The sequence below is a fragment of the Cupriavidus sp. 22TCCZM01-5 genome (genome assembly GCF_057798915.1).
Genome location: NZ_JBYOJR010000015.1, coordinates 25,226 through 44,983, shown reverse-complemented (window position 1 = coordinate 44,983; position 19,758 = coordinate 25,226). Strand labels below are relative to the sequence as shown.

The 19,758-nt window shown below is 65.0% G+C and carries 22 protein-coding genes; 13 read left to right on the top strand and 9 right to left on the bottom strand.

Going from position 1 to position 19,758, the window contains the following annotated elements:
• The first annotated feature begins 24 nt into the window (after positions 1 to 24).
• The 3 genes from AC3FNH_RS15865 (at position 25) to AC3FNH_RS15855 (ending at position 2,927) form a co-directional block, all read left to right on the top strand.
• The gene (locus AC3FNH_RS15865) at positions 25 to 639 is read left to right on the top strand and encodes a TetR/AcrR family transcriptional regulator (RefSeq protein WP_488720704.1); all 615 of its coding nucleotides are present in this window, start codon (positions 25 to 27) and stop codon (positions 637 to 639) included.
• A gap of 119 nt (positions 640 to 758) precedes the next feature.
• Positions 759 to 1,727 carry a Bug family tripartite tricarboxylate transporter substrate binding protein gene (locus AC3FNH_RS15860; protein ID WP_488720703.1) on the top strand — a complete coding sequence of 323 codons (969 nt, stop codon included), beginning with the start codon at positions 759 to 761 and terminating at the stop codon, positions 1,725 to 1,727.
• A gap of 9 nt (positions 1,728 to 1,736) precedes the next feature.
• Positions 1,737 to 2,927: a M24 family metallopeptidase gene (locus tag AC3FNH_RS15855; protein WP_488720702.1), complete on the top strand. Its 1,191-nt coding sequence runs from the start codon at positions 1,737 to 1,739 to the stop codon at positions 2,925 to 2,927.
• Between the two features lie 76 nt (positions 2,928 to 3,003).
• On the opposite strand, the gene AC3FNH_RS15850 is transcribed toward AC3FNH_RS15855, so the two are convergent.
• Positions 3,004 to 3,807, bottom strand: coding sequence for a BPL-N domain-containing protein (locus tag AC3FNH_RS15850; protein WP_488720701.1), 804 nt, complete (start codon positions 3,805 to 3,807; stop codon positions 3,004 to 3,006).
• Between the two features lie 79 nt (positions 3,808 to 3,886).
• On the bottom strand, positions 3,887 to 4,360 hold the full coding sequence (locus AC3FNH_RS15845; protein ID WP_276101801.1) for an Lrp/AsnC family transcriptional regulator: 474 nt from the start codon (positions 4,358 to 4,360) through the stop codon (positions 3,887 to 3,889).
• Between the two features lie 410 nt (positions 4,361 to 4,770).
• On the opposite strand from AC3FNH_RS15845, the gene hppD reads away from it, so the two are divergent.
• The 5 genes from hppD (at position 4,771) to AC3FNH_RS15820 (ending at position 10,781) form a co-directional block, all read left to right on the top strand.
• Positions 4,771 to 5,850: a 4-hydroxyphenylpyruvate dioxygenase gene (gene hppD, locus AC3FNH_RS15840; RefSeq protein ID WP_276101802.1), complete on the top strand. Its 1,080-nt coding sequence runs from the start codon at positions 4,771 to 4,773 to the stop codon at positions 5,848 to 5,850.
• Between the two features lie 140 nt (positions 5,851 to 5,990).
• The gene (locus AC3FNH_RS15835) at positions 5,991 to 7,376 is read left to right on the top strand and encodes an amino acid permease (RefSeq protein ID WP_276101803.1); all 1,386 of its coding nucleotides are present in this window, start codon (positions 5,991 to 5,993) and stop codon (positions 7,374 to 7,376) included.
• Positions 7,377 to 7,495: 119 nt separating this feature from the next.
• Positions 7,496 to 8,695, top strand: a complete 1,200-nt coding sequence (locus AC3FNH_RS15830; RefSeq protein WP_276101805.1) for an amino acid aminotransferase — start codon at positions 7,496 to 7,498, stop codon at positions 8,693 to 8,695.
• Positions 8,696 to 8,925: 230 nt separating this feature from the next.
• Entirely contained in the window at positions 8,926 to 9,720 is a 795-nt protein-coding gene (locus AC3FNH_RS15825; RefSeq protein WP_488720700.1) for an SDR family NAD(P)-dependent oxidoreductase, read from the top strand.
• Positions 9,721 to 9,950: 230 nt separating this feature from the next.
• Positions 9,951 to 10,781 carry a MipA/OmpV family protein gene (locus AC3FNH_RS15820; RefSeq protein WP_276103266.1) on the top strand — a complete coding sequence of 277 codons (831 nt, stop codon included), beginning with the start codon at positions 9,951 to 9,953 and terminating at the stop codon, positions 10,779 to 10,781.
• An 853-nt stretch (positions 10,782 to 11,634) separates the two neighbouring features.
• Here the strand turns inward: AC3FNH_RS15820 and AC3FNH_RS15815 are convergent.
• Positions 11,635 to 11,814, bottom strand: a complete 180-nt coding sequence (locus tag AC3FNH_RS15815) for a hypothetical protein (RefSeq protein ID WP_276101807.1) — start codon at positions 11,812 to 11,814, stop codon at positions 11,635 to 11,637.
• 281 nt (positions 11,815 to 12,095) lie between these two features.
• Between AC3FNH_RS15815 and AC3FNH_RS15810 the strand changes: the two genes are divergently transcribed.
• The 3 genes from AC3FNH_RS15810 to AC3FNH_RS15800 all read left to right on the top strand — a co-directional run bounded on the left by AC3FNH_RS15810 (position 12,096) and on the right by AC3FNH_RS15800 (position 14,150).
• Positions 12,096 to 12,569, top strand: a complete 474-nt coding sequence (locus tag AC3FNH_RS15810) for a hypothetical protein (RefSeq protein WP_488720699.1) — start codon at positions 12,096 to 12,098, stop codon at positions 12,567 to 12,569.
• Between the two features lie 192 nt (positions 12,570 to 12,761).
• Positions 12,762 to 13,091, top strand: a complete 330-nt coding sequence (locus tag AC3FNH_RS15805) for a DUF3175 domain-containing protein (RefSeq protein ID WP_488720698.1) — start codon at positions 12,762 to 12,764, stop codon at positions 13,089 to 13,091.
• A 27-nt stretch (positions 13,092 to 13,118) separates the two neighbouring features.
• On the top strand, positions 13,119 to 14,150 hold the full coding sequence (locus tag AC3FNH_RS15800; RefSeq protein ID WP_488720697.1) for a class I fructose-bisphosphate aldolase: 1,032 nt from the start codon (positions 13,119 to 13,121) through the stop codon (positions 14,148 to 14,150).
• A gap of 10 nt (positions 14,151 to 14,160) precedes the next feature.
• Here AC3FNH_RS15800 and AC3FNH_RS15795 read toward each other — a convergent pair whose 3' ends face one another.
• Together AC3FNH_RS15795 and AC3FNH_RS15790 are read right to left on the bottom strand one after the other, a co-directional pair.
• Positions 14,161 to 14,694, bottom strand: coding sequence for a cytochrome b/b6 domain-containing protein (locus AC3FNH_RS15795; protein WP_488720781.1), 534 nt, complete (start codon positions 14,692 to 14,694; stop codon positions 14,161 to 14,163).
• Between the two features lie 25 nt (positions 14,695 to 14,719).
• Entirely contained in the window at positions 14,720 to 14,986 is a 267-nt protein-coding gene (locus AC3FNH_RS15790) for a PepSY domain-containing protein (RefSeq protein ID WP_488720696.1), read from the bottom strand.
• Between the two features lie 408 nt (positions 14,987 to 15,394).
• Between AC3FNH_RS15790 and AC3FNH_RS15785 the strand changes: the two genes are divergently transcribed.
• The gene (locus tag AC3FNH_RS15785) at positions 15,395 to 15,880 is read left to right on the top strand and encodes a hypothetical protein (protein WP_488720695.1); all 486 of its coding nucleotides are present in this window, start codon (positions 15,395 to 15,397) and stop codon (positions 15,878 to 15,880) included.
• Positions 15,861 to 16,475, top strand: coding sequence for a hypothetical protein (locus AC3FNH_RS15780; protein ID WP_488720694.1), 615 nt, complete (start codon positions 15,861 to 15,863; stop codon positions 16,473 to 16,475). Before AC3FNH_RS15785 ends, AC3FNH_RS15780 begins: the two co-directional genes overlap by 20 nt.
• 97 nt (positions 16,476 to 16,572) lie before the next feature.
• Here AC3FNH_RS15780 and AC3FNH_RS15775 read toward each other — a convergent pair whose 3' ends face one another.
• The 4 genes from AC3FNH_RS15775 to AC3FNH_RS15760 all read right to left on the bottom strand — a co-directional run bounded on the left by AC3FNH_RS15775 (position 16,573) and on the right by AC3FNH_RS15760 (position 19,748).
• Entirely contained in the window at positions 16,573 to 17,052 is a 480-nt protein-coding gene (locus AC3FNH_RS15775) for a nuclear transport factor 2 family protein (protein ID WP_276101815.1), read from the bottom strand.
• A 10-nt stretch (positions 17,053 to 17,062) separates the two neighbouring features.
• Positions 17,063 to 17,665, bottom strand: coding sequence for a TetR/AcrR family transcriptional regulator (locus AC3FNH_RS15770; RefSeq protein WP_488720693.1), 603 nt, complete (start codon positions 17,663 to 17,665; stop codon positions 17,063 to 17,065).
• A gap of 113 nt (positions 17,666 to 17,778) precedes the next feature.
• A complete protein-coding gene (locus AC3FNH_RS15765) occupies positions 17,779 to 18,546 on the bottom strand; it encodes an IclR family transcriptional regulator (RefSeq protein ID WP_488720692.1) in 768 nt (255 codons plus the stop codon).
• Positions 18,547 to 18,590: 44 nt separating this feature from the next.
• Entirely contained in the window at positions 18,591 to 19,748 is a 1,158-nt protein-coding gene (locus AC3FNH_RS15760; protein WP_276101819.1) for a CaiB/BaiF CoA transferase family protein, read from the bottom strand.
• Positions 19,749 to 19,758 lie beyond the last annotated feature (10 nt).

Sequence of the window (19,758 nt, the reverse complement as noted above, 5' to 3'; positions counted from 1 at the left end):
GCGGTGCACGACGACCACCGAGCCATGCCGAAATCCAAAGCCACCGCCATTGACCGGTCCACCAGCGAGCAGGCACTCCAGCTGCTCGACGCCGCCACCGGGCAGGTGCTTGCCAATGGCCTCGGGGACCTGTCGCTGCGCAGCATGGCCGATGCGCTCGGCACCAGCCACCGGATGCTGATCTACTACTTCGGGTCCGCCGATGGCTTCTGGCAGGCGCTGCTGCACCGTATCCGGCACGCGGAGCAGGACGCGCGCCAGCGCGTGATCGTCGACGGCATGGAGCCCCAGGCCGCGATGGAAGCCGCTTGGGACCGCTACTCCGCGCCCGGCTACCTGCCGATCATGCAGTTGCTGTTCGAGATCTATGGCAAGGCCATCCGGGATCGCGAGCGCTTCAGCGGCTTCCTCGAGGACGTTGTCGGCAGCTGGACCACGATGCTCGCCGAGCGCTTTCGCCAAAGCATGGACCTTGACGAGGACGAAGCGCGCCTGCGTGCGCGCGTCGAAGTTGCCACGATGCGTGGCCTGTTGCTGGACCTCGTCACCACCGGCGACCGCGAGGGCACCACGGCCGCACTGAAGTATTTCGCCAGCCGCATGGCAATGTCCCCCACCTCCGGCAAATCCTCCACGTAGCTCCCGCTTCGCTGACGAGATCGGCGTAAACCCCGATTTCGCCCTTCGATGTACCACATGGTACATTGCTTCCACGCTCCGGCGGTCGGGGCGTCTCTCGCAATGAATCAAGGTGGAATATGGACCGGCGACAACTACTGGCCTGGGCGGCCGGTACCGCGGCAGCGATCACGCTGCCGGGTATCGGGCTGGCGCAGGCTTTTCCCTCGAAACCCGTGCGGCTCGTGGTGCCGCAGGCCGGAGGCAGCGGCAACGACGTATTGGCCCGCGCGCTCGCGGAAAAGCTGGGGCAGGCCTGGAAGCAGCCTGTCGTCGTGGAGAACAAACCCGGCGCCAACGGCACGCTGGCGATCGGCTACGTGCTGGGCCAGCCGGCCGATGGCCACACGCTGTTCTTTGCCGGCGTCTCCAACCTCGCGTTCAATCCCTTCCTTTACCCGAAGCTGCCTTACAGCCCGACCCGCGACCTGACCGGCGTGGCGATGCTGGCCAATTCGCCGTTCGTATTCGTCGCGGCGCCATCGCTCAAGGTCGGCTCGTTCCAGGATTTCGTGCGCATGGCGAAGGCGCATCCGGGCGAGATCAGTTTCGCATCGGGTGGCATCGGCAATTCCACGCACCTGGCCATGGAACTGGTCGCGGAACGCACCGGCATCCGCATGCAGCACGTGCCGTTCAACGGCACCGGCGGTTCCACCAGCCTGATGAGCGGACAGACGCCCGTGATGATGAACGTGATCGCCGGAGTGCAGCCCTTCTTTGCCGGCAGGAAACTCGTCCCGCTGGCGGTTACCGGTGACAAGCGCCTGCCGGCCCTGCCAGCCGTGCCCACCTTCAGGGAACTTGGCTACGACGTTCAGGTGCCGGGCTGGTACGCCATCGTCGCGCGGGCGGGCACGCCGGCTAGCGTGATCCAGCAGGTCAATGCCGACATCAACCACGTGCTGGACGACCCCGGATTCAGGGAGAAGCTCGGCTTCCAGTTCCTTGAGCCGATCAAGGGGCCGCCGTCGGAAGTCGAGCGCTACATCCAGCGCGATGCCGACACCTGGGGCCCGATCATCCGGCGCCTGAACATTTCTCTCTAGGACATCGATATGGCATACCTGAGCAAGGCAGTACACGACTATCGCCTGGCGGCGATGCATCGGCTGATGGACCGCCTGCGCGTCGACGCGCTGGTCTTCGGCACGCCCGACTTCTTCCAGTACGCGACCAATTTCCAGCTCGACGTCTGGCCGTGGGAACGCCCCGTGTTCGTGGTCGTTCCGCGCAACGGCGAAACGTTCGCGGTGATGAACGAACTGTCGACCAACCACCTGCGCTTCGCCGCCAGCAAGGGCACGGTATGGCTCACGGACGTGACCTTTTATGCCGAGCATCCGCGTATTTCGAACCGGCTGCCGTTGCCCGCGCAATTGCCTGAAGTCGTCGCGGCGCTGCTGGGCGCAAAGGGGCTCGGCATGTCGCGGATCGCCGTCGACGTCCAGCATCCGATCCTTGCCGGCGCGCAGCGCTACCTGCCGGAACTGACCTTGCGTCCGTCGCTCGCGGAAATGCGCAGCCTGCGCTGGGTCAAGCACGCCGAGGAGCACCAGGTCATGCGCGACCTGGCCGCGCTGACCGACTGGGTACAGGACCGCTACCGCGAGAACATCCGTGCGGGCCGGCTGGTGCAGGAACTCGACCACGCCATGGCCGCGCTGATGGTGGAAGAAGCGGCGCGCCGCTTCCCGGGTGAGGACTTCGACATCCTTAAATGCTGGACGCTCACCGGGCCCGCCTCGGCCTCGCCGCATGGCGACGGCGCCGCATGCGGGGCACGGATTGCGCGCGGCGACACCATCGTCAACCTCGTGCTGCCGCGACTGAACGGCCTCCATGTCGAGAACGAACGCACCTGGTTCTGTGGCCAGCCCGACGCCGAACAGTCGCGGCTTTACCAGGTCGCCGCGCAGGCGACCGACGCCGCGGTGGCCGCCGCCGTGGTCGGCAACCGCGTCTGCGATATGGATGCCGCGGCCCAGGCGGTGATCGAAGCAGCCGGCTGCGGACAGTACGTCTTCCACCGTACCGGCCATGCGGTCGGCCTGCTGCTGCACGAGTATCCCGAAGACATGGCGTTCAACACGCGGGCGCTGCTTGCCGGCGAAGTGTACTCGTCCGAGCCGGGACTCTATGTCTATGGCCTTGGCGGCTTCCGGCTCGACGATACGGTGATCGTCGGCGACAAGCCGGAAGTGATCGTCAATACGCCGAAAACGCTCGAGTATGCGACGGTGAGGTAAGACGCGCAGGGTTGGCGCGGGCGCCTGGCATCCCAGCCGCGCCAGCCCTTCCGGGATTGCCCGATGCGGCTGCCGGTCAACCCAGCGCCAGCCCGCCGTGCGCCAGCACTTGCCGGAACACCTCAAGCCGGGCGTCGCCGGTCGCGGCCAGCCGCTGGCAGACGTGCATATGCTTGTCCATGTCGCTGTGTCCGCGCAGCGCTTCCTCGCACTCCTGCTCGGAGATTTCGAGGTGGACGCCGGTCAGGATCGCGCGTCCCTGGCCGACCCGCGAACTGACGATTGCCGGTGGCGTGCCCTCGATATCGGCATAGACGGCCAGCACTTCCGTGCCGGCATCGGCCGCTTCGCCAAAGTCGAATCGGCAGCCGCCATGGTAGTGGGTGTAGACCGACATCGGCGCCGCGGCCAGCCGGTCGGTGGTGCGCAGTTCAACCGCTGCGGTGGTGCGCGGCGTCCCGTCATAGAGCCGGCCGCCAGTGAGCTCGGGCAGCGAGCCGACCGCGACCGCATCGACGAAGCTCAGTTCGCGCGGGCCGCAGATCGCGCCTTGGGTGCCAGCGTGGAAGGCCAGTTCCCGGCACGCGTAGTAGGCGCCCGCGCAGATCCCCAGGTAGACGCCGCCCTCCTCGACGAAGCGCCGGATGCGCGCATTGGGCGCGCCATTGAGCTTCGCGCAATACGGCAGGTCGGCACCGCCCGGCATGACGAACATGACGGCGTCGTCGAACAGCGTCGGGTCATGCCGGATGTCCGATGCCATGACCGCGCGCATTTCATAGGCGCCGGACTGCAGCTGCTGGCCGATCGTGCGCATCAGGCACGCGGTCCAGTCGGAGGCACCGGCATCGATGTAGGTCAGGATGTGGGGCTTTGGCATCTTGGATTGCAACCGGTCGGGCCACCATGGCGCTTTGCACCGAGTGTATGCCACATACGGATCGGCATCCGCAAAGGCTTCACACCTCCATCGGCACGGCGCTGGTGCACTTGATCTCGTCGAGGCACACGCTGGACTTCACGCCGCTCACGCCTGGAATGCGCATCAGCGTATCCAGCAGGAAGTCCGACAGCGACTTGAGATCCCTGGCGACCACCTTCAGCACGTAGTCGATATCGCCAGTCACCGAGAAGCACTCCTGGATCTGCGCGAGTTCCGCCACCAGGCTCTTGAAGTTGGACAGGTCGCGGATATGGCCGCGCTCCATGGTCACGTGGATGAACGCCACGACGCCGAAGCCCAGGGCCGCCGCATCCAGCCGTGCCTCGTAGCGCTTGATGATGCCGCTCTCCTCCAGGCGGCGGTGGCGGCGCAGCGTTTGTGCCGGCGACAGCGCAATGGCTTCAGCCAGCTCCAGGTTCGAAGCCCGTCCCTGCTCCTGTAGCACCCCCAGCAAACGGCGATCCGTGCGGTCCAGCTCGATGGTTTGCACTTTTGTTTCCCCTATATTCGATTACATGCAATCAGATTTCGTAATTCAGGGTTTCCCTGCGTGAGTTATGAAATCCAATTTTGTCGGCCAGAATATACACTGCATCCCAGATTGGCAATGCCTACGAGAAGCCAGAGAGACTTCCAGACATTGCCAGCGCGCGCCGCAGGTCACGATCGTGGCGCACCGTTCGCAATATTATTTCCCGGCCAACCGGCCGGCCTGCAAGCGCCCCATGACCACTCGCCTACCGTCCCCGCCACGTCAGAACGCCCACCGGCACGACGCCGGGCTCCGGACACGCGTGCGCTGATTCCAGCGCTTGCCCGCTTTTCCCTTTTCCCCCACGCTGCCGGGCACCCTATCCGGCGCGTGAGATCAAAACACTTACCTTCCCCGTGAGACAAACCATGGCCGACCTCTTTGACAACCCGATGCAACTGATGGGCTTCGAATTCGTCGAATTCGCCTCGCCCACCCCCAATGTGCTGGAGCCGCTGTTCGAGAAGATGGGTTTCTCGCTGGTGGCCCGCCACCGCTCCAAGGACGTGCTGCTGTATCGCCAGGGCGAAGTCAACTTCATCGTCAACCGCGAGCCGCACAGCCACGCCGCCTACTTTGCCGCCGAACACGGCCCGAGCGCCTGCGGCATGGCGTTCCGCGTGAAGGATTCGCACAAGGCCTATGCCCGCGCGCTGGAGCTGGGCGCGCAGCCGGTGGAAATCCCGACCGGCCCGATGGAACTGCGCCTGCCCGCGATCAAGGGCATCGGCGGCGCGCCGCTGTACCTGATCGACCGCTTCGAGGAAGGCAAATCGATCTATGACATCGACTTCGAGTTCATCGAGGGCGTGGACCGTCACCCCGAAGGCCACGGCCTGAAGCTGATCGACCACCTGACGCACAACGTCTACCGTGGCCGCATGGCCTACTGGGCCAGCTTCTACGAGAAGCTGTTCAACTTCCGCGAGATCCGTTACTTCGACATCAAGGGCGAATACACGGGCCTGACCTCCAAGGCCATGACCGCGCCGGACGGCAAGATCCGCATCCCGCTGAACGAGGAATCGTCCAAGGGCGCCGGCCAGATCGAGGAATTCCTGATGGCCTTCAACGGCGAGGGCATCCAGCACATCGCCTTCCTGACGGACAACCTGATCGAAGTCATCGACAACCTCCAGCTCGCCGGCGTGGAACTGATGACGGCGCCGAACGACTACTACTACCAGGCCCTGGATACCCGCTTGCCCGGCCACGGCCAGCCGGTGGACCAGCTCAAGGCCCGCGGCATCCTGCTGGACGGCACCACCGAAGGCGGCAAGCCGCGCCTGCTGCTGCAGATCTTCTCGAAGACCGTGCTCGGCCCGGTGTTCTTCGAGTACATCCAGCGCAGCGGAGACGATGGCTTCGGCGAAGGCAACTTCAAGGCGCTGTTCGAATCGCTGGAGCGCGACCAGATCGCGCGCGGCACACTCAAGGTCGAGGCCTGACCGGCCCCGTCCTGTCACCGTCGCCGGGCACCGCACCCCATGCCCGGCGATCCTTACGGCCCAGGCGTCCCACCCGCACAGCAAGAGACGCCAGGCCTGCGCATGCCATTCCATAAGAATGGGTAGAGGAAACAACACAGATGGTTGCAAGCAACAATGACGGCACGCTCAAGCGTGGCCTCAAGAACCGGCACATCCAGCTGATCGCCCTTGGTGGCGCCATCGGCACCGGGCTGTTCCTGGGCATCGCCCAGACGATCAAGATGGCCGGCCCCTCGGTCCTGCTCGGCTATGCCGTCGCGGGCATCGTGGCCTTCTTCATCATGCGCCAGCTCGGCGAGATGGTGGTGGACGAGCCGGTTGCCGGCTCCTTCAGCTACTTCGCCAACAAGTACTGTGGCCACTTCGCCGGCTTTATGTCGGGCTGGAACTACTGGGTGCTGTACATCCTGGTGAGCATGGCCGAGCTGTCGGCGGTCGGCATCTACGTGCAGTACTGGTGGCCCGGCATTCCGACCTGGGTCTCGGCGCTGGCGTTCTTCCTGATCATCAACGCCATCAACCTGTCGAGCGTGAAGTCGTTCGGCGAGATGGAATTCTGGTTCTCGATCGTCAAGGTCGCGGCCATCATCGGCATGATCGGCTTCGGCGGCTACCTGCTGGTGTCGGGCAATGCCGGCCCGCAGGCCAGCATCACCAACCTGTGGCAGCACGGCGGCTTCTTCCCGAACGGCCTGGGCGGACTGGTCATGGCCATGGCGGTGATCATGTTCTCGTTCGGCGGCCTGGAACTCGTCGGCATCACGGCGGCGGAAGCCGACCAGCCCGAGAAGAGCATCCCGAAGGCGACCAACCAGGTCATCTACCGCATCCTGATTTTCTACGTCGGCGCGCTGGCGGTGCTGCTGTCGCTGTACCCGTGGGAAAACGTCGTGACCGGCGGCAGCCCGTTCGTGCTGATTTTCCACGCGCTGAACAGCAACTGGGTGGCCAATGTGCTGAACGTGGTGGTGCTGACGGCCGCGCTGTCGGTCTACAACAGCGGCGTGTACTGCAACAGCCGCATGCTGTTCGGCCTGGCCCAGCAGGGCAATGCACCGAAGTCGCTGCTCAAGGTCAGCAAGCGCGGCATTCCGCTGACGGCGCTGGGCGTCTCGGCGGCGGCCACCGGCCTGTGCGTGCTGATCAACTACTTCATGCCCGGCAAGGCGTTCGAGCTGCTGATGGGCCTGGTGGTCTCGGCCCTGATCATCAACTGGGCCATGATCAGCATCATCCACCTGAAGTTCCGCGCCGATAAGCGCAAGGCCCGCCAGGAAACGCGTTTCCAGAGCTTTGGCTACCCGCTGACCAACTACCTGTGCCTGGCATTCCTGGGCGGCATCCTGTACGTGATGTACCTGACCGACGGCCTGCGCATCTCGGTGTACCTGATCCCGGTGTGGCTGGCCGTGCTCGGCATCAGCTACCGCCTGCGCCAGAAGAACGCCGTGCCGGCCCTGCAGGGCAGCGTTTCGGCCCGGTAAGTCCCCGGCAAGACAACGGCGGCGCGCCATGGCGCGCCGCCGGTTACACTTCAGTCTGTGCGCCCGGCGCCCGGCCGGCCGCGCACGCTCCAGCCCCGACCCAGAATCCTGAGAATCCCATGTTTGCACATATCGAGGCCTTTCCCGGCGACCCGATCCTTTCGCTCAACGAAGACTTCCAGAAAGACCCGCGCACCGAAAAGGTCAACCTGAGCATCGGCATCTACTTCGACGATGACGGCCGCCTGCCGGTGATGCAGGCCGTCGAAAAGGCGGAGGCCGCGCTGCTGGCCGACATGGGCCCGCGCCCCTATCTGCCGATGTCGGGCCTGGTGGCCTACCGCAATGCCGTGCAGGCCCTGGTGTTCGGCGAGGACAGCCCGGCCCGCGCCGCCGGCCGCGTCGCCACGCTGCAGACCCTGGGCGGCTCGGGCGCGCTGCGCGTCGGTGCCGACTTCCTCAAGCGCTACTTCCCCCAGTCGCAGGTATGGATCAGCGACCCGAGCTGGGAAAACCATCGCGTCGTGTTCGAGCGCGCCGGCTTCACCGTCAACACCTATCCCTACTATGACGATGCCACCGGCGGCCTGAAGTTCGACGCCATGGTCGACGCCATTGGCAAGCTTCCGAAACAAAGCATCGTGCTACTGCACGCTTGCTGCCATAACCCGACCGGCGTGGACCTGAACCAGGACCAGTGGCGCCAGCTCGTCGGCGTGCTCAAGGCGAAGGAACTGCTGCCGTTCGTCGACATGGCCTACCAGGGCTTCGGCGAAGGCCTGGAGGAAGATGCGTTCGCGATCCGCGAACTGGAGCGCCAGGGCGTGCCGTGCCTGGTGGCCAACTCGTTCTCGAAGAACTTCTCGCTGTACGGCGAGCGTTGCGGTGGCCTGAGCGTGGTGTGCAACAGCGCTGGCGAAGCGGCCAACGTGCTGGGCCAGCTGACCGGTGCGGTGCGTGCCAACTACAGCAACCCGCCGACGCATGGCGCACGCGTGGTGGCCAAGGTGCTGACCACGCCTGAGCTGCGCTCGCTGTGGCAGCAGGAACTGGCGGAGATGTGCAACCGCATCGCACGCATGCGCCAGGCCATCCACCACAACCTGCGCGACCATGTCAGCGGTGAAGCGCTGTCGCGTTACCTGACCCAGCGCGGCATGTTCACGTACACCGGCCTCACCGCCGGCCAGGCCGACCGCCTGCGTGAAGACCACGGCGTGTACCTGCTGCGTTCGGGCCGCATGTGCGTGGCCGGGCTCAATGAACGCAATGTGACGGTAGTCGCCAAGGCCATCGCCAGCGTGCTCGGCGGCAAGTAAATCCCCCGCCGCTTGCGCGGTCCGGCCTCTGTTCCGGACCGCGTTCCCTCCTTCAGGGCCCACGGCCACCGTGGCGCCTGCGCTACATTCTCCGCATTCCCCCCGCCTGCAAGCCTTGGCCGTTCGTAGTACAAACGCAGGGGCGGCGGCGGCGCCATGCCAGGTGCCGTCCATGCCATCCTCCGAGGCCTCCTGCGCCGCGTTCGGCGCACATCCTGAAAGGTACCGCCATGAAGATCGATCTGTCGGGCAAGACTGCCCTGGTCACGGGTTCCACCGCGGGTATCGGCTTTGCCACGGCGAGGGGCCTGGCGCAGGCCGGCGCGCGCATCATCCTGAACGGGCGAAAGGCCGATGCGCTGGCGAAGGCGGCGGACACGCTGCGCGCCGAAGTGCCCGGCGCGGACGTGGTCACGTTCGCCGGCGACCTGGCCACGCCGCAAGGCGTGCAAGCGCTGCTGGCGCAAGTGCCGGCCGTCGACGTGCTGGTCAACAACCTGGGCATCTTCAACCCTCAGGATTTCTTCGAGACGCCGGACAGCGAATGGACGCGCTTCTTCGAAACCAACGTGATGTCGGGCGTGCGGCTGTCGCGTGCCTACGCGCCCGGCATGGTGCAGCGCAAGTGGGGACGGATCGTGTTCATCTCGTCCGAATCCGGGCTGAACATCCCCGTGGAGATGATCCACTACGGTTTCTCCAAGACCGCACAGCTCGCGGTATCGCGCGGGCTGGCCAAGCGGCTGGCCGGTACCGGCGTGACGGTGAATGCGGTGCTGCCCGGGCCAACCCTGTCGGAAGGCGTGGAGGAAATGCTGGCTGATGAAGTCAAGCGCACCGGTAAACCCGTGGAGGAAGTCGCGGCGGATTTCGTCAAAGCGCATCGCAGTTCATCTATCATTCAGCGCGCGGCGACCGTCGATGAAGTGGCCAACATGATCGTGTACGTGTGCTCGCCGCAGGCGTCCGCGACGACCGGTGCCGCGCTGCGCGTGGATGGCGGCGTAGTCGATACCATTGCATGACCGGTGCCGATGCAGATTCTGCGAGCGGCAGGGAAGTTTGAGATGGCTTGCACGGCTTTGCCGGGCCGCGCGAGCCGCATGACCAGCTGAGGCATCGGGCATCGCGCTTGCTCGGCCAGATACAAGAAAAAGACCGCCCTTGCATGGCATGCGGTCAGGAGGAATACGTGAAGAACGTGAAGACCCCGGGAATCGCAATGGCTTCCAGTACGCCACGCGCCGGCTGCCGCATGCGCGTGTCAGCGTACCTGCTGGCGCTGGGCGCTCTGGCGTCGACGCAAGCGCAAGCGCAGACGCCGGCCCCGCTGGCCGAATGGCAGTTCTCCGTCGGCGTGCCGCTCGAAAAGCTGTTCGAAGAGACCATTCCGGAATGGGAAGTCCGCCTTGGCGCGGCGGCAATGCTGCGCCCGCACTATGACGGCTCGTCGAAATACATCGTGATCGGCGGACCCAGCGTCGATATCCGCTACCGCGACATCGCGTTCGCCTCGATTGGCGAAGGCCTCGGTGTCAATGTCCTGCGCGGCAAGAACTACCGGGCAGGTATTGCGCTGACCTACAACCTGGGCCGGCGCGCCGAGGAAAATTCCCCGCTGCTGGACGGCATGAAGAACATCAACCCGGCGCCGGAAGCCAAGCTCTTTGCAGAATACGCCGTGTCCAAGGAATTCCCGCTGGTGATGCGCGTCGACGCGCGCCGCAGCCTGGGTGGCTCGGATGGCTGGATCGGCGACATCGGCGCCTACATGCCGTTGCCGGGCAGCTCCGAGAAGTTCTACTGGTTCGCGGGCCCCACGCTGACCCTGGCGGACTCGCGCTACATGAACGCCTGGTACGGCGTGAGCGCATCGCAGGCACGGCCCGGACGGCCGCAGTTCAGCCCGGGCGGCGGCGTACGCTCCTACGGCTTCGGCCTCAGCGCGGTCTGGTTCTTCGACAAGCACTGGTTCGCCACGACCGATGTCTCGGTGCTGCAGCTCGTGGGCGATGCCAAGCGCAGCCCCCTCACGCAGACTGCGACGGGCGGGGCCTTCGATCTGTCGATCAATTACCAGTTCTGAGCGGCGCGGCAAGAAAAAAGGTTCTTTGCCGGATTGCGGGGGGATGGGGAATGACGGGGTTGTCGTTCTTGGCAGGCGCCGCTGTTTCGCCGGCGTAGCCGGCGAGTCACTTTTTGTCCGAGCGACAAAAAGTAACCAAAAAGCGCGTTTACTTGCCCTAGCGGGCGAATATTGATCGTAGTGTGCTGCGGGTGTTGTACGGGGATGGGCTTCAGAGTGTGCTTGGCCGCCTGCCGCGTGGTGCGCGTCCGTGGGCAGGATTAGAGCGCTGATTGAACGAGCCCCGAAACTGTCCGTGGTCCCTGCTGCTATCGACATCGTGTAATCGCCTTCGGCTGCGCTACGCGCAGAGCCCTAGTCTGAGCACCGAGGCCGCAGGCAAACCGCGCCACAGCGAAGCAGAGAAACCGAACCGTTGGCACGGGCGACGACGATGCCCGTCGCATACCGACTAGGACGTGCGCGCAGCGCAGCCGAAGGCGTCCCACCACTGACCTCGTTGGAACGCTGTACCCGAGCCCTACATGGGGATCGTACAAGAGCCGGTTATCGCAGGCACTGGTTCTGAATCACTATGCGTAGCAGGCTCGAACGGGCACCCAAGCATCGCGAGACCAAAGCCGCTTGAACACAAAAAGCGCATCGTTGATGGCCAGCCGCCAGGCGACGCGCTTTTCTGCTTACTCTTTTGTCGCTCGGACAAAAGAGTAAGTCGCCGGCTACGCCGGCGAAACAGCCGCGCCTGCCAAACACGCCCCCCTCCCCCATTCCCGCAATCCGGTGAAGAACCGAAAAAAAGCGGCGGAGCCTCCTGCCGAGGCTGCGCCGCACGGCAAACCCATCAGCCCGGCACTTATTGCGCCGTCTTGTCGGCGGCAGGCTTCTTCGCGTGCTTGTGAGCGTGGGTCTTCTCCTTGTGGTTGCTCTTCTCCACCTTGGCAGGCTCCTTCGACTCCGGCGCGGCAGCCGGCGCTTGCGCAAATGCACCAGCGGCAAACAGGCCCAGGGTCAGGATGGCAAGGACTTTCTTCATTGTCAGTCTCCGGAAGGACGCGCGAGGTTGCGCGTTGCTCCTGAAAACGTCGACCGGCAGCGTACTGTTGACGGGCCGCCCGCGGAGTGTGTAACGGAATATTTCCGCCGCACGGAGGACTTTGCGGTACCGCAATATCCCGTCGATGTGATTTAAAGCTGGCAATCCTGTGCCGATAACGCTGGCATCCCCCGCATATTCCGTTCCCCAGCCTCGTACGTACGTTGCCCCCGGCGTGGCGTGCAGCAAATCGCAAGCAGTCCCTCAACTGGAGCATCACCATGAGCCTGATCGAATCCGCCACGGCAAGCCCGCCCGTCCCCTCCTCTGCGGATACTCCCGCCATGGCAGCGGACGCGGCTGCCGATACGCCGGGTAGCGCCACGGCGCGGCCCGGTGCCGACGTCCGGATCTCCATGCCCGGGAGCATCCTGGGTTCCGGACGCGCGGCGAAGGAGGCAGCCGCCAAGGACAGCGAAATCGACAACAGCAACCTGCCCGACAACGTCAAGAAGCTGGTCAAGCGGCTGCGCGAACTGCGCGAGAAGCTTGAGCAGAAGGTCCAGGAATTGCAGGAGCTCAGCAACAGCACGACCGGCAACCCCGAGCAGCGCCGCATGCGCATCGAGGCGCTGCGCACCGAGGTTGACGGGCTGACGGCCGCCATGGCCAGCGTCAGCGCCGACCTCGCCGAAGCTACCCGCAAGTTCAGCAGGGATCAGAAGACGCTCGTAGCCAGCCTGATCATGGGCTAAGGCCACGCCGTATCCGGCTGCGGGCTCAAGCGGGGCATCAAGCGGGGCATCAAGCGGGGCAGCGACATCGGGCCGCCTTGTGATGCCCCGCCCTGATGTAACCGCTCCCACGCAAAGGAGCGCCCCTGGCACCCACATTGCACCTGGAATCGCCTAGTCTGGGATAGAGAGCAGCCGTTTCGGGGATGCACAGTGGCCGCAGCCAGATCCACACGACAGTCCAGCAAGCAGCGCCGCCATGGCCGCCATGCGCGCCGCTGGTCAAAGCAGGTCGGTGAACACAGTGACGCGCTCGACCTGGAACCCGACACCTTCAAGCGCACCGACCCGAAGGAAATCGCCGCTTCGCTGAAGCGCTCTGCCGAACACAGCCGCCGGCGCAAGGGCACGGCGTTCCAGTCGGCCATGTCGATGCTCAATTTCTACATCAACCGCGCGGGCCGCAACCTGCCGAAGACGCAGCTGGACGTACTCCAGCGTGCCAAGGGCAAGCTGCGCGAAGCCTTTGGGCGCGCGCCGTGACAGGACAGCTGGAGAACCGGAGAAGCTATGGATACCGCAAGCGAACTGCAGGCCACGGTGAAGGCCATGGTGCAGCCGGGCAAGGGATTGCTCGCCGCCGACGAAAGCGGCCCCACCATTGCCAAGCGCTTCGCCACCATCGGCGTGGAGTCGAATGAAGAAAACCGCCGTGCATGGCGCAGCCTGCTGTTGTCGACGCCAGGGCTTGGCGCGCATATCAGCGGCGTGATCCTGTATGAGGAAACGCTGGGCCAGCGCGCCGACGACGGCACGCCGCTGCCCGAGCTTTGCGCGCGCCAGGGGATCGTGCCCGGCATCAAGGTCGACAAGGGCAAGGTGCCGCTCGTGAATGCGCCGGGCGACGAGATCACGGAAGGGCTGGATGGATTGCCGAGGCGGCTGGAGGGCTACCGCCAGCAGGGCGCACGCTTCGCCAAATGGCGTGCGGTGATCAATGTTTCGGACACCTTGCCCGGCGCGCTTGCCGTGCAGGCCAACGCGCAGGTGCTGGCCGCGTATGCGGCGATCTGCCAGGCAGCGGCGATCGTGCCGATCGTCGAGCCTGAAGTCCTGATGGACGGCGACCACAGCATGGCGCGCTGCGCGGCCGTGACCGAACGCGTGCTGCATGCGGTGTTCCATGCGCTGCATCGCTATGGCGTGGTCTTCGAACACATGGTGCTCAAGCCGAGCATGGTGATCGCCGGCAAGAAGTGCGCGCAGCAGGGATCCGTGCAGGACGTGGCCAGCGAGACCGTGCGCGTGCTCAAGCGCACGGTGCCGGCGGCGGTGCCCGGCATCTTCTTCCTGTCAGGCGGACAGACTCCCGAACAGGCGACCGCGAACCTCGATGCCATGAACCGGCTCGGCCCGTTGCCGTGGCCGCTGAGCTTCTCCTACGGACGCGCGCTGCAGGAGCCGCCGCTCGCCGCATGGCGCGGACAGGCGGCTAATCTCGGAACGGCGCAGCAGGCACTGCTGAAGCGCTCGTTGCTCAATGGCAAGGCTTGCCTGGGGCAGTATGAAGCGGCGCAGGAGACGATGAAGGAAGGCGCCTGACCGCTGGATGCTAAGCGTCGGGGTTCCGGCGCTTGCGCCCCGTCAGCATCGCCAGCACCAGGTTTTCCTTGCCGGTCACGCTGAACACCACGGCGGCAAGCACGTGGACGATGATCAGCGCGGTCAGCATGTCCGCGAGCGCGCCATGGATGTCGATCGGCCAGTCTTCGCCCCACAGGGCATCGAGCCGCGACATCCATCCGGTGACTGCCAGCGCCAGGATCAATGCCCACATCAGCAGCATCATGACCGCGCCAAGCGGCGTGTGGCTGAGGAAGCGCGGCGCGCGGCGCTGCACCAAGGCCTTGCTGTAGGCCAGCACGCCAGCCGGCTGCGGCACCCACGCACGGAAGCGTGCATGCTCGCTGCCGACAAAACCCCAGAGCATGCGCAATAGCACGAGACCGGCGGCCACATAGCCAAGCGCGCGGTGCAGGCGGCCGCCGGAATCCTCGATCAGGTCCCACAAGACCAGGACCGCCACGCTCCAGTGCGTGACACGGACGACCAGGTCCCAGACTCGGAACGAAGCCTTGTCCTGCATGGCGGAACCGATGAGGGAGAGGACCTTATTTCCCAATCTCGGACTTCACGATATCCAGGGTCTTGGTGTCGAAGTAGATCTCCGCCTTCTTGCCGTCCTTGGTCGTGCCGTAGATCTCGTAGCAGTTGCCATCCACCTTGAACTTCTTGATGACATAGCCCTGCGCCTCGATCTTGGCCCGGGCGTCGGCTTCCGTCATCCATTCGGATTTTGGATGAGACACGCACTTGGCACTGGCGAGTGCACCGGTAGAAACCGCAGCGGCGGCGGCGAAGGCGATGATCTTGAGCATGGGAGTCTCCGACAGGAAGCCCGTGACGGGCGATGGCGAGATCGTACCGTTAAACGGGAATTGTTCTCAATATCGGGTTTCCCCAGATTGCCTGGAATCGCCGTTTCACCGTTGCTTTGCCCCCCTGCCTCAGTGGGGTCAGCTCCCGGCCCACCCGGCCGATAGTCTCTTAACGACGGCTGACGTCAGGGAGCGATGCATGGGAAAGCCCGCATCGGGAACCGGCCAGCCGGCGTAGGAATCCCTCAAAACAAAAGAAGAGCCATGCAAAACAGTTCAGGAAACCACTCTGGTCGGTCCGTTGTTCGTCGAATTTCCCTCGCCCTGGCAATATCCGGCGCCGCGCTGCTGTCCGGCTGTGCCACCAGCTATGTCGATACGGCGACCAAGGAAATCCCCGCAGCGAGCATGAAGAAGCCCGAGCAACCCAGGCCGGTCCAGCTCGCCTTCGAGTTCCAGTCGAAAGGCGCGCCCAACGCCCGGGCCACCAACTTCCTTAAGGAAGATGTCACGAAGCAGGTGGCGGAAAGCGGGCTGTTCTCGAAGGTCGCCACCGAGCCGACGCCTGGGGCTTCCCTGCTCAGCGTGACACTCAACAACATTCCCCTGACCGACGACGCCGCCAGCAAGGGCTTCGTCACCGGGCTGACATTCGGACTAGCAGGCAGCGCAGTGTCCGATGGCTATGTCTGCACAGTCAGCTATCTTCCGGCCGGTCAGTCGGCAGCAATCGTCAAGACAGCGCGCCACGCGATCCACACCACGGTCGGCAATGCGAACCCTCCCCCCGGCGCAGTCAAGTCCGAAAGCATCGCGGCGGCGGTCCACCAGATGACGCGCGATGTACTGAGCAACGCGCTGAAGGAACTGTCGGATGACGCGTCGTTCCACTGACGTCGCCATTGCCGGGCGCCCCGTCCGCCTGACCGTTCTGGTGGCCCTCCTCGCCGGCTTGCTGCAACTGGCCGGCTGTGCAGAAATGCAGATGGGGCAACCGAAGGCAACGGTGGAAAACGCCACCGTCATGCGTGGCGCCGGCTTCGCGCCTGTCGACGTCGGGCGGTTCGTCGCCGACGACGCGAAAGGCTCTGGCATGGACCGTGGCGTCAGCATCCGAAGCAATGCGTTGCGCTCGCCCGTTGACGGTTCTCTCGCGCAGTATTTGCGGGAAACCTTGCGCGTGGAGCTGGCTTCCGCAGGGTTATTGGATCCCAAGGCCAGAACAGTGGTGACGGGCGTCCTGTCGGACAGCGAGGTGAATGCCCCCGTAGGCGAGGGTACCGCATCGCTCGGCGCAAGGTTCGTCGTCACGCGCGCCGGCACGGTCCGCTATGACAAGCAACTCGGTGTCAGCGCAAAGTGGGATTCGCCTTTCATGGGCGTGTCGGCTATCCCGCAGGCCGCGGGCCAGTATGAGGCGCTCTATCGCAAGCTGGTGGGCACGCTGCTGACCGATCCGGCATTCCGGTCGGCGATGCGCGAGCCTTAAAGCCAGTCCGCGCCAGTCCAGACTTCAACCGGCAGCGCATCAGGCGACGCAGTCTCCCCGCCCCGGCCTGCACGCCGGGGCACTCTTCCAGTTGCCGTCAGAGCCCCAGCTCCGACAGCCCCGGATGCTCGTCCGGACGACGGCCAAGCGGCCAGTGGAACTTGCGATCCGCCTCCCTGATCGGCATGTCGTTGATGCTGGCGTACCGGTTGATCATCAGTCCGTCCTCGCCGAACTCCCAGTTCTCGTTGCCGTAGGAGCGGAACCAGTTGCCCGAGTCATCGTGCCATTCGTAGGCATAGCGCACGGCGATGCGGTTGCCGCCGAAGGCCCACAGCTCCTTGATCAGGCGGTAGTCGAGCTCCTTCTTCCATTTCCGCTCCAGGAAACCGCGTGCCTCCTCGCGGTTATTGGCGAACTCGGCGCGGTTGCGCCAGCGAGTATCCAGGCTGTAGGCCAGCGAGACTTTCGCGGCATCGCGCGTATTCCAGCCGTCTTCGGCCAGGCGGACTTTCTCGATGGCGGTTTCGCGCGTGAACGGCGGAAGCGGCGGACGGATTTCGGAGTTGGATGTCATGGGGAGCACCTCAATGGTGGGACGAAGACGGTCCGTTGACGGACCGGGAAGATTCGAGCAGCACGGCCGCGGCCCTGCCGGCGCTGTCGGCGGCGCTGGCATCGCCGCTGACCATCGCTACGGCAGTCGCGCCGTCGATCAGTACGAGTAGCTGCCGCGCGGTTTCGCCGGGATCCGGCAAGCCACAGGCCTGCGTCAGTTCATTGAGGTAGGCCAGCAGGCGCTGCTTGTGGAACCTGGAAACGGCGCGGATTTCGCTTTGCGGATCCTCTGTCTCGCCCGCCGCGTTGATGAAAGCGCAACCATGGAAGCCGTCAGACTCGAACCATTGCCGCAATGCTGGAAAGATCGACATCACGCGGGCAAGCGCTTCACCCGTAGGCGGTGTCGAGCGCATGAACCACGCCATCCAGCGCTCGTCGCGGTTTTTGAGCGCTGCTGAGACCAGCGCTTCCTTGGTCGGATAGAGCCGGTAGATGCTCTTGCGGGCCACCCCAGACGCCTTGACGATGGCATCCATGCCAGTGGCGTGTATGCCACCCGAATAGATGAGCTGCTCGGTGGCTTCGAGCAGCCTGAACTGCGCGGAGAGATCTTCGGTATCTTCGGGCATGGTCTTTCGCTCACGCGAGAATGATCGTTCTCTATAGGAGGTATAGTAGAACGACCATTCTCCACAGTCAAGCGTTGCCCGCGACCGCGTGTAGCCGGCTCCCAGGCGCCGGCCTATCCCCTCAGTGAAGCCTGTCCGCTGCGCAGCGCGTCGACGATCGGCCCCACGCTGGATTCGACGCGATGGATCGGCCCGGCCACGGACATCCCATACACCACCCCGCCGATGTCCACTGGCACGGCGATCGCACCCAGGTCGGGAAACGACTCGCCGAAGTTCGGATACCAGCCTTGCTGCTGCCACTGCGCGATGCCCTGCTCCAGCGCTGCACGCGAGGCCACGGTGCGCTCGGTGCGGGGCCGGAACGAGACCTTCGCCAGCGCTGCGTCGCGCGCCTCTTCCGGCATGGCGCCAAGAATCGCGCGGCCGATCGAGTTGATATGCACGTCGCGCAGTTCGCCCGGCGTGGCGATATAGCGCACGGGGTTCTGGGACTCCCGCACTTCCAGGTACAGCACGCGTCCGTCATCCTGCAGCTTGCCGAAGATGACGGTTTCCCCGGTGGCATCGCGCAGCGCTTCGAGCACGGGCTGCACGCGCTCCAGCAACGGGTCATTGCGCGAGATGCGCTGGGCGATATTGAGCAGCCGGCTGGTCGGGTAATAGCCCTGCCGCCGCCCGGTCTCGTAGAGATAGCCGAGCGACGCCAGCGTGCGGATCAGGCCGAGGCAACTCGACATCGGCGCGCCGAGCAGCTTTGCCAGTTCCGTCAGCGTGAGCGAACGGCCTTCGCGCGCGTAGATCTCCATGATCTCGATCACGCGCAGTGCCGTCTTCACGCTGGCCTGCCCTGCCTTGTCGCCCGTCTCGGATTCCGCCATCTCCCTGTTCCTTCAGCCTTGCCGTGCGCGGATTGTACGCGTCTTCATGCGTCGTCCGGCGACGGCAGCGCCTGCGCCCATGTGCGGATATTGCCGGGCGTGCGCGAGAAGCGCGTCGGGATGCCGATGCCGCGCAGGCGCCCTTCGGTCGGATGCTCGTACTCGAACACCATGCCTGTGGCGCGCAGGTGCGGGTCCTGCACCACGTCTTCGAATGCCGGCACCTCGCTGTGCGGGATGTCGGCATCGGCCAGCAGCGCGAGCCACTGCGCCGTGGTCTTGCGGCTGACGATATCGGCCAGCGTGGCATACAGCTCGTCGATATTGGCACTGCGCGCCGCCGGGTCGATATAGCGCGGATCTTCCGCAAGTTCCGCATGACCGGACAGCGCGAAGAAGCGCGCCCATTGCGGCGTGGTGTATGGCAGCAGCGCAATATAGCCGTCCAGCGTGCGGTAAGGCTTGCGGTGCGGCGACATCACGCGCGGGTAGCCGCATGCGCCCTGCTCGGGCACGAACGTATGCCCGGCAAGCTGTTCCGCCGCAAGGAACGACACCAGCGTCTCGAACATCGGCACCTCGATGGCCTGGCCCTGCCCCGAGCGCTCGCGCTCGTACAGCGCCATCGGGATGGCATAGGCCACCGTCAGGCCGGCGACCTTGTCGGCCAGGATAGTGTTGACGTACTGCGGACCCTCGGTGCTGTTGGCGCCCTGGAACTGCGCCAGGCCGCTGCGTGCCTGGATGATGTCGTCGAACGCGGGCATGCCGGCGTACGGCCCCGTTTCCGAGTAGCCGTAGGCACCGCAGTAGATCAGGCGCGGGTTGGACGCGCGCAGCGACTCGTAGTCCAGCCCCAGCTTGCGCAGCGACTGCGGGCGAACGTTGGAGATGAACACGTCGGCGCCGGCAATCAGGTCCTTGAGCCGCGCCAGGTCGTCCGCGCGCTTCACGTCGAGCACCAGGAACTGCTTGTTGCGGTTCAGGTTGAGGAAGGTGGCGCCCATGCCCGCGTGCAGCGCGGGCTCGGCATGCCGGAAGACGTCGCCGGCAGGCGCCTCCACCTTGATCACCTCGGCACCCATGTCGGCGAGGATCTGCGTCGCGTACGGCCCCATCCCGACCGAGGTCATATCCACTACGCGCACGCCTGCCAGCGGCCCGGTGGCCCTCGGGGTTGCTGCCGCGTTCTGCATCGTCATCGTGGCCTCC

Coding starts and splice junctions, on each gene's coding strand:
- AC3FNH_RS15775 (WP_276101815.1), bottom strand. CDS start 17,052: ATGACATCCAACTCCGAAATCCGTCCGCCGCTTCCGCCGTTCACGCGC.
- AC3FNH_RS15820 (WP_276103266.1), top strand. CDS start 9,951: ATGCGCGTGTCAGCGTACCTGCTGGCGCTGGGCGCTCTGGCGTCGACG.
- hppD (WP_276101802.1), top strand. CDS start 4,771: ATGGCCGACCTCTTTGACAACCCGATGCAACTGATGGGCTTCGAATTC.
- AC3FNH_RS15825 (WP_488720700.1), top strand. CDS start 8,926: ATGAAGATCGATCTGTCGGGCAAGACTGCCCTGGTCACGGGTTCCACC.
- AC3FNH_RS15865 (WP_488720704.1), top strand. CDS start 25: ATGCCGAAATCCAAAGCCACCGCCATTGACCGGTCCACCAGCGAGCAG.
- AC3FNH_RS15810 (WP_488720699.1), top strand. CDS start 12,096: ATGAGCCTGATCGAATCCGCCACGGCAAGCCCGCCCGTCCCCTCCTCT.
- AC3FNH_RS15765 (WP_488720692.1), bottom strand. CDS start 18,546: ATGGCGGAATCCGAGACGGGCGACAAGGCAGGGCAGGCCAGCGTGAAG.
- AC3FNH_RS15800 (WP_488720697.1), top strand. CDS start 13,119: ATGGATACCGCAAGCGAACTGCAGGCCACGGTGAAGGCCATGGTGCAG.
- AC3FNH_RS15785 (WP_488720695.1), top strand. CDS start 15,395: ATGAAGAAGCCCGAGCAACCCAGGCCGGTCCAGCTCGCCTTCGAGTTC.
- AC3FNH_RS15770 (WP_488720693.1), bottom strand. CDS start 17,665: ATGCCCGAAGATACCGAAGATCTCTCCGCGCAGTTCAGGCTGCTCGAA.
- AC3FNH_RS15790 (WP_488720696.1), bottom strand. CDS start 14,986: ATGCTCAAGATCATCGCCTTCGCCGCCGCCGCTGCGGTTTCTACCGGT.
- AC3FNH_RS15830 (WP_276101805.1), top strand. CDS start 7,496: ATGTTTGCACATATCGAGGCCTTTCCCGGCGACCCGATCCTTTCGCTC.
- AC3FNH_RS15815 (WP_276101807.1), bottom strand. CDS start 11,814: ATGAAGAAAGTCCTTGCCATCCTGACCCTGGGCCTGTTTGCCGCTGGT.
- AC3FNH_RS15850 (WP_488720701.1), bottom strand. CDS start 3,807: ATGCCAAAGCCCCACATCCTGACCTACATCGATGCCGGTGCCTCCGAC.
- AC3FNH_RS15795 (WP_488720781.1), bottom strand. CDS start 14,694: ATGCAGGACAAGGCTTCGTTCCGAGTCTGGGACCTGGTCGTCCGTGTC.
- AC3FNH_RS15855 (WP_488720702.1), top strand. CDS start 1,737: ATGGCATACCTGAGCAAGGCAGTACACGACTATCGCCTGGCGGCGATG.
- AC3FNH_RS15860 (WP_488720703.1), top strand. CDS start 759: ATGGACCGGCGACAACTACTGGCCTGGGCGGCCGGTACCGCGGCAGCG.
- AC3FNH_RS15780 (WP_488720694.1), top strand. CDS start 15,861: ATGACGCGTCGTTCCACTGACGTCGCCATTGCCGGGCGCCCCGTCCGC.
- AC3FNH_RS15760 (WP_276101819.1), bottom strand. CDS start 19,748: ATGACGATGCAGAACGCGGCAGCAACCCCGAGGGCCACCGGGCCGCTG.
- AC3FNH_RS15835 (WP_276101803.1), top strand. CDS start 5,991: ATGGTTGCAAGCAACAATGACGGCACGCTCAAGCGTGGCCTCAAGAAC.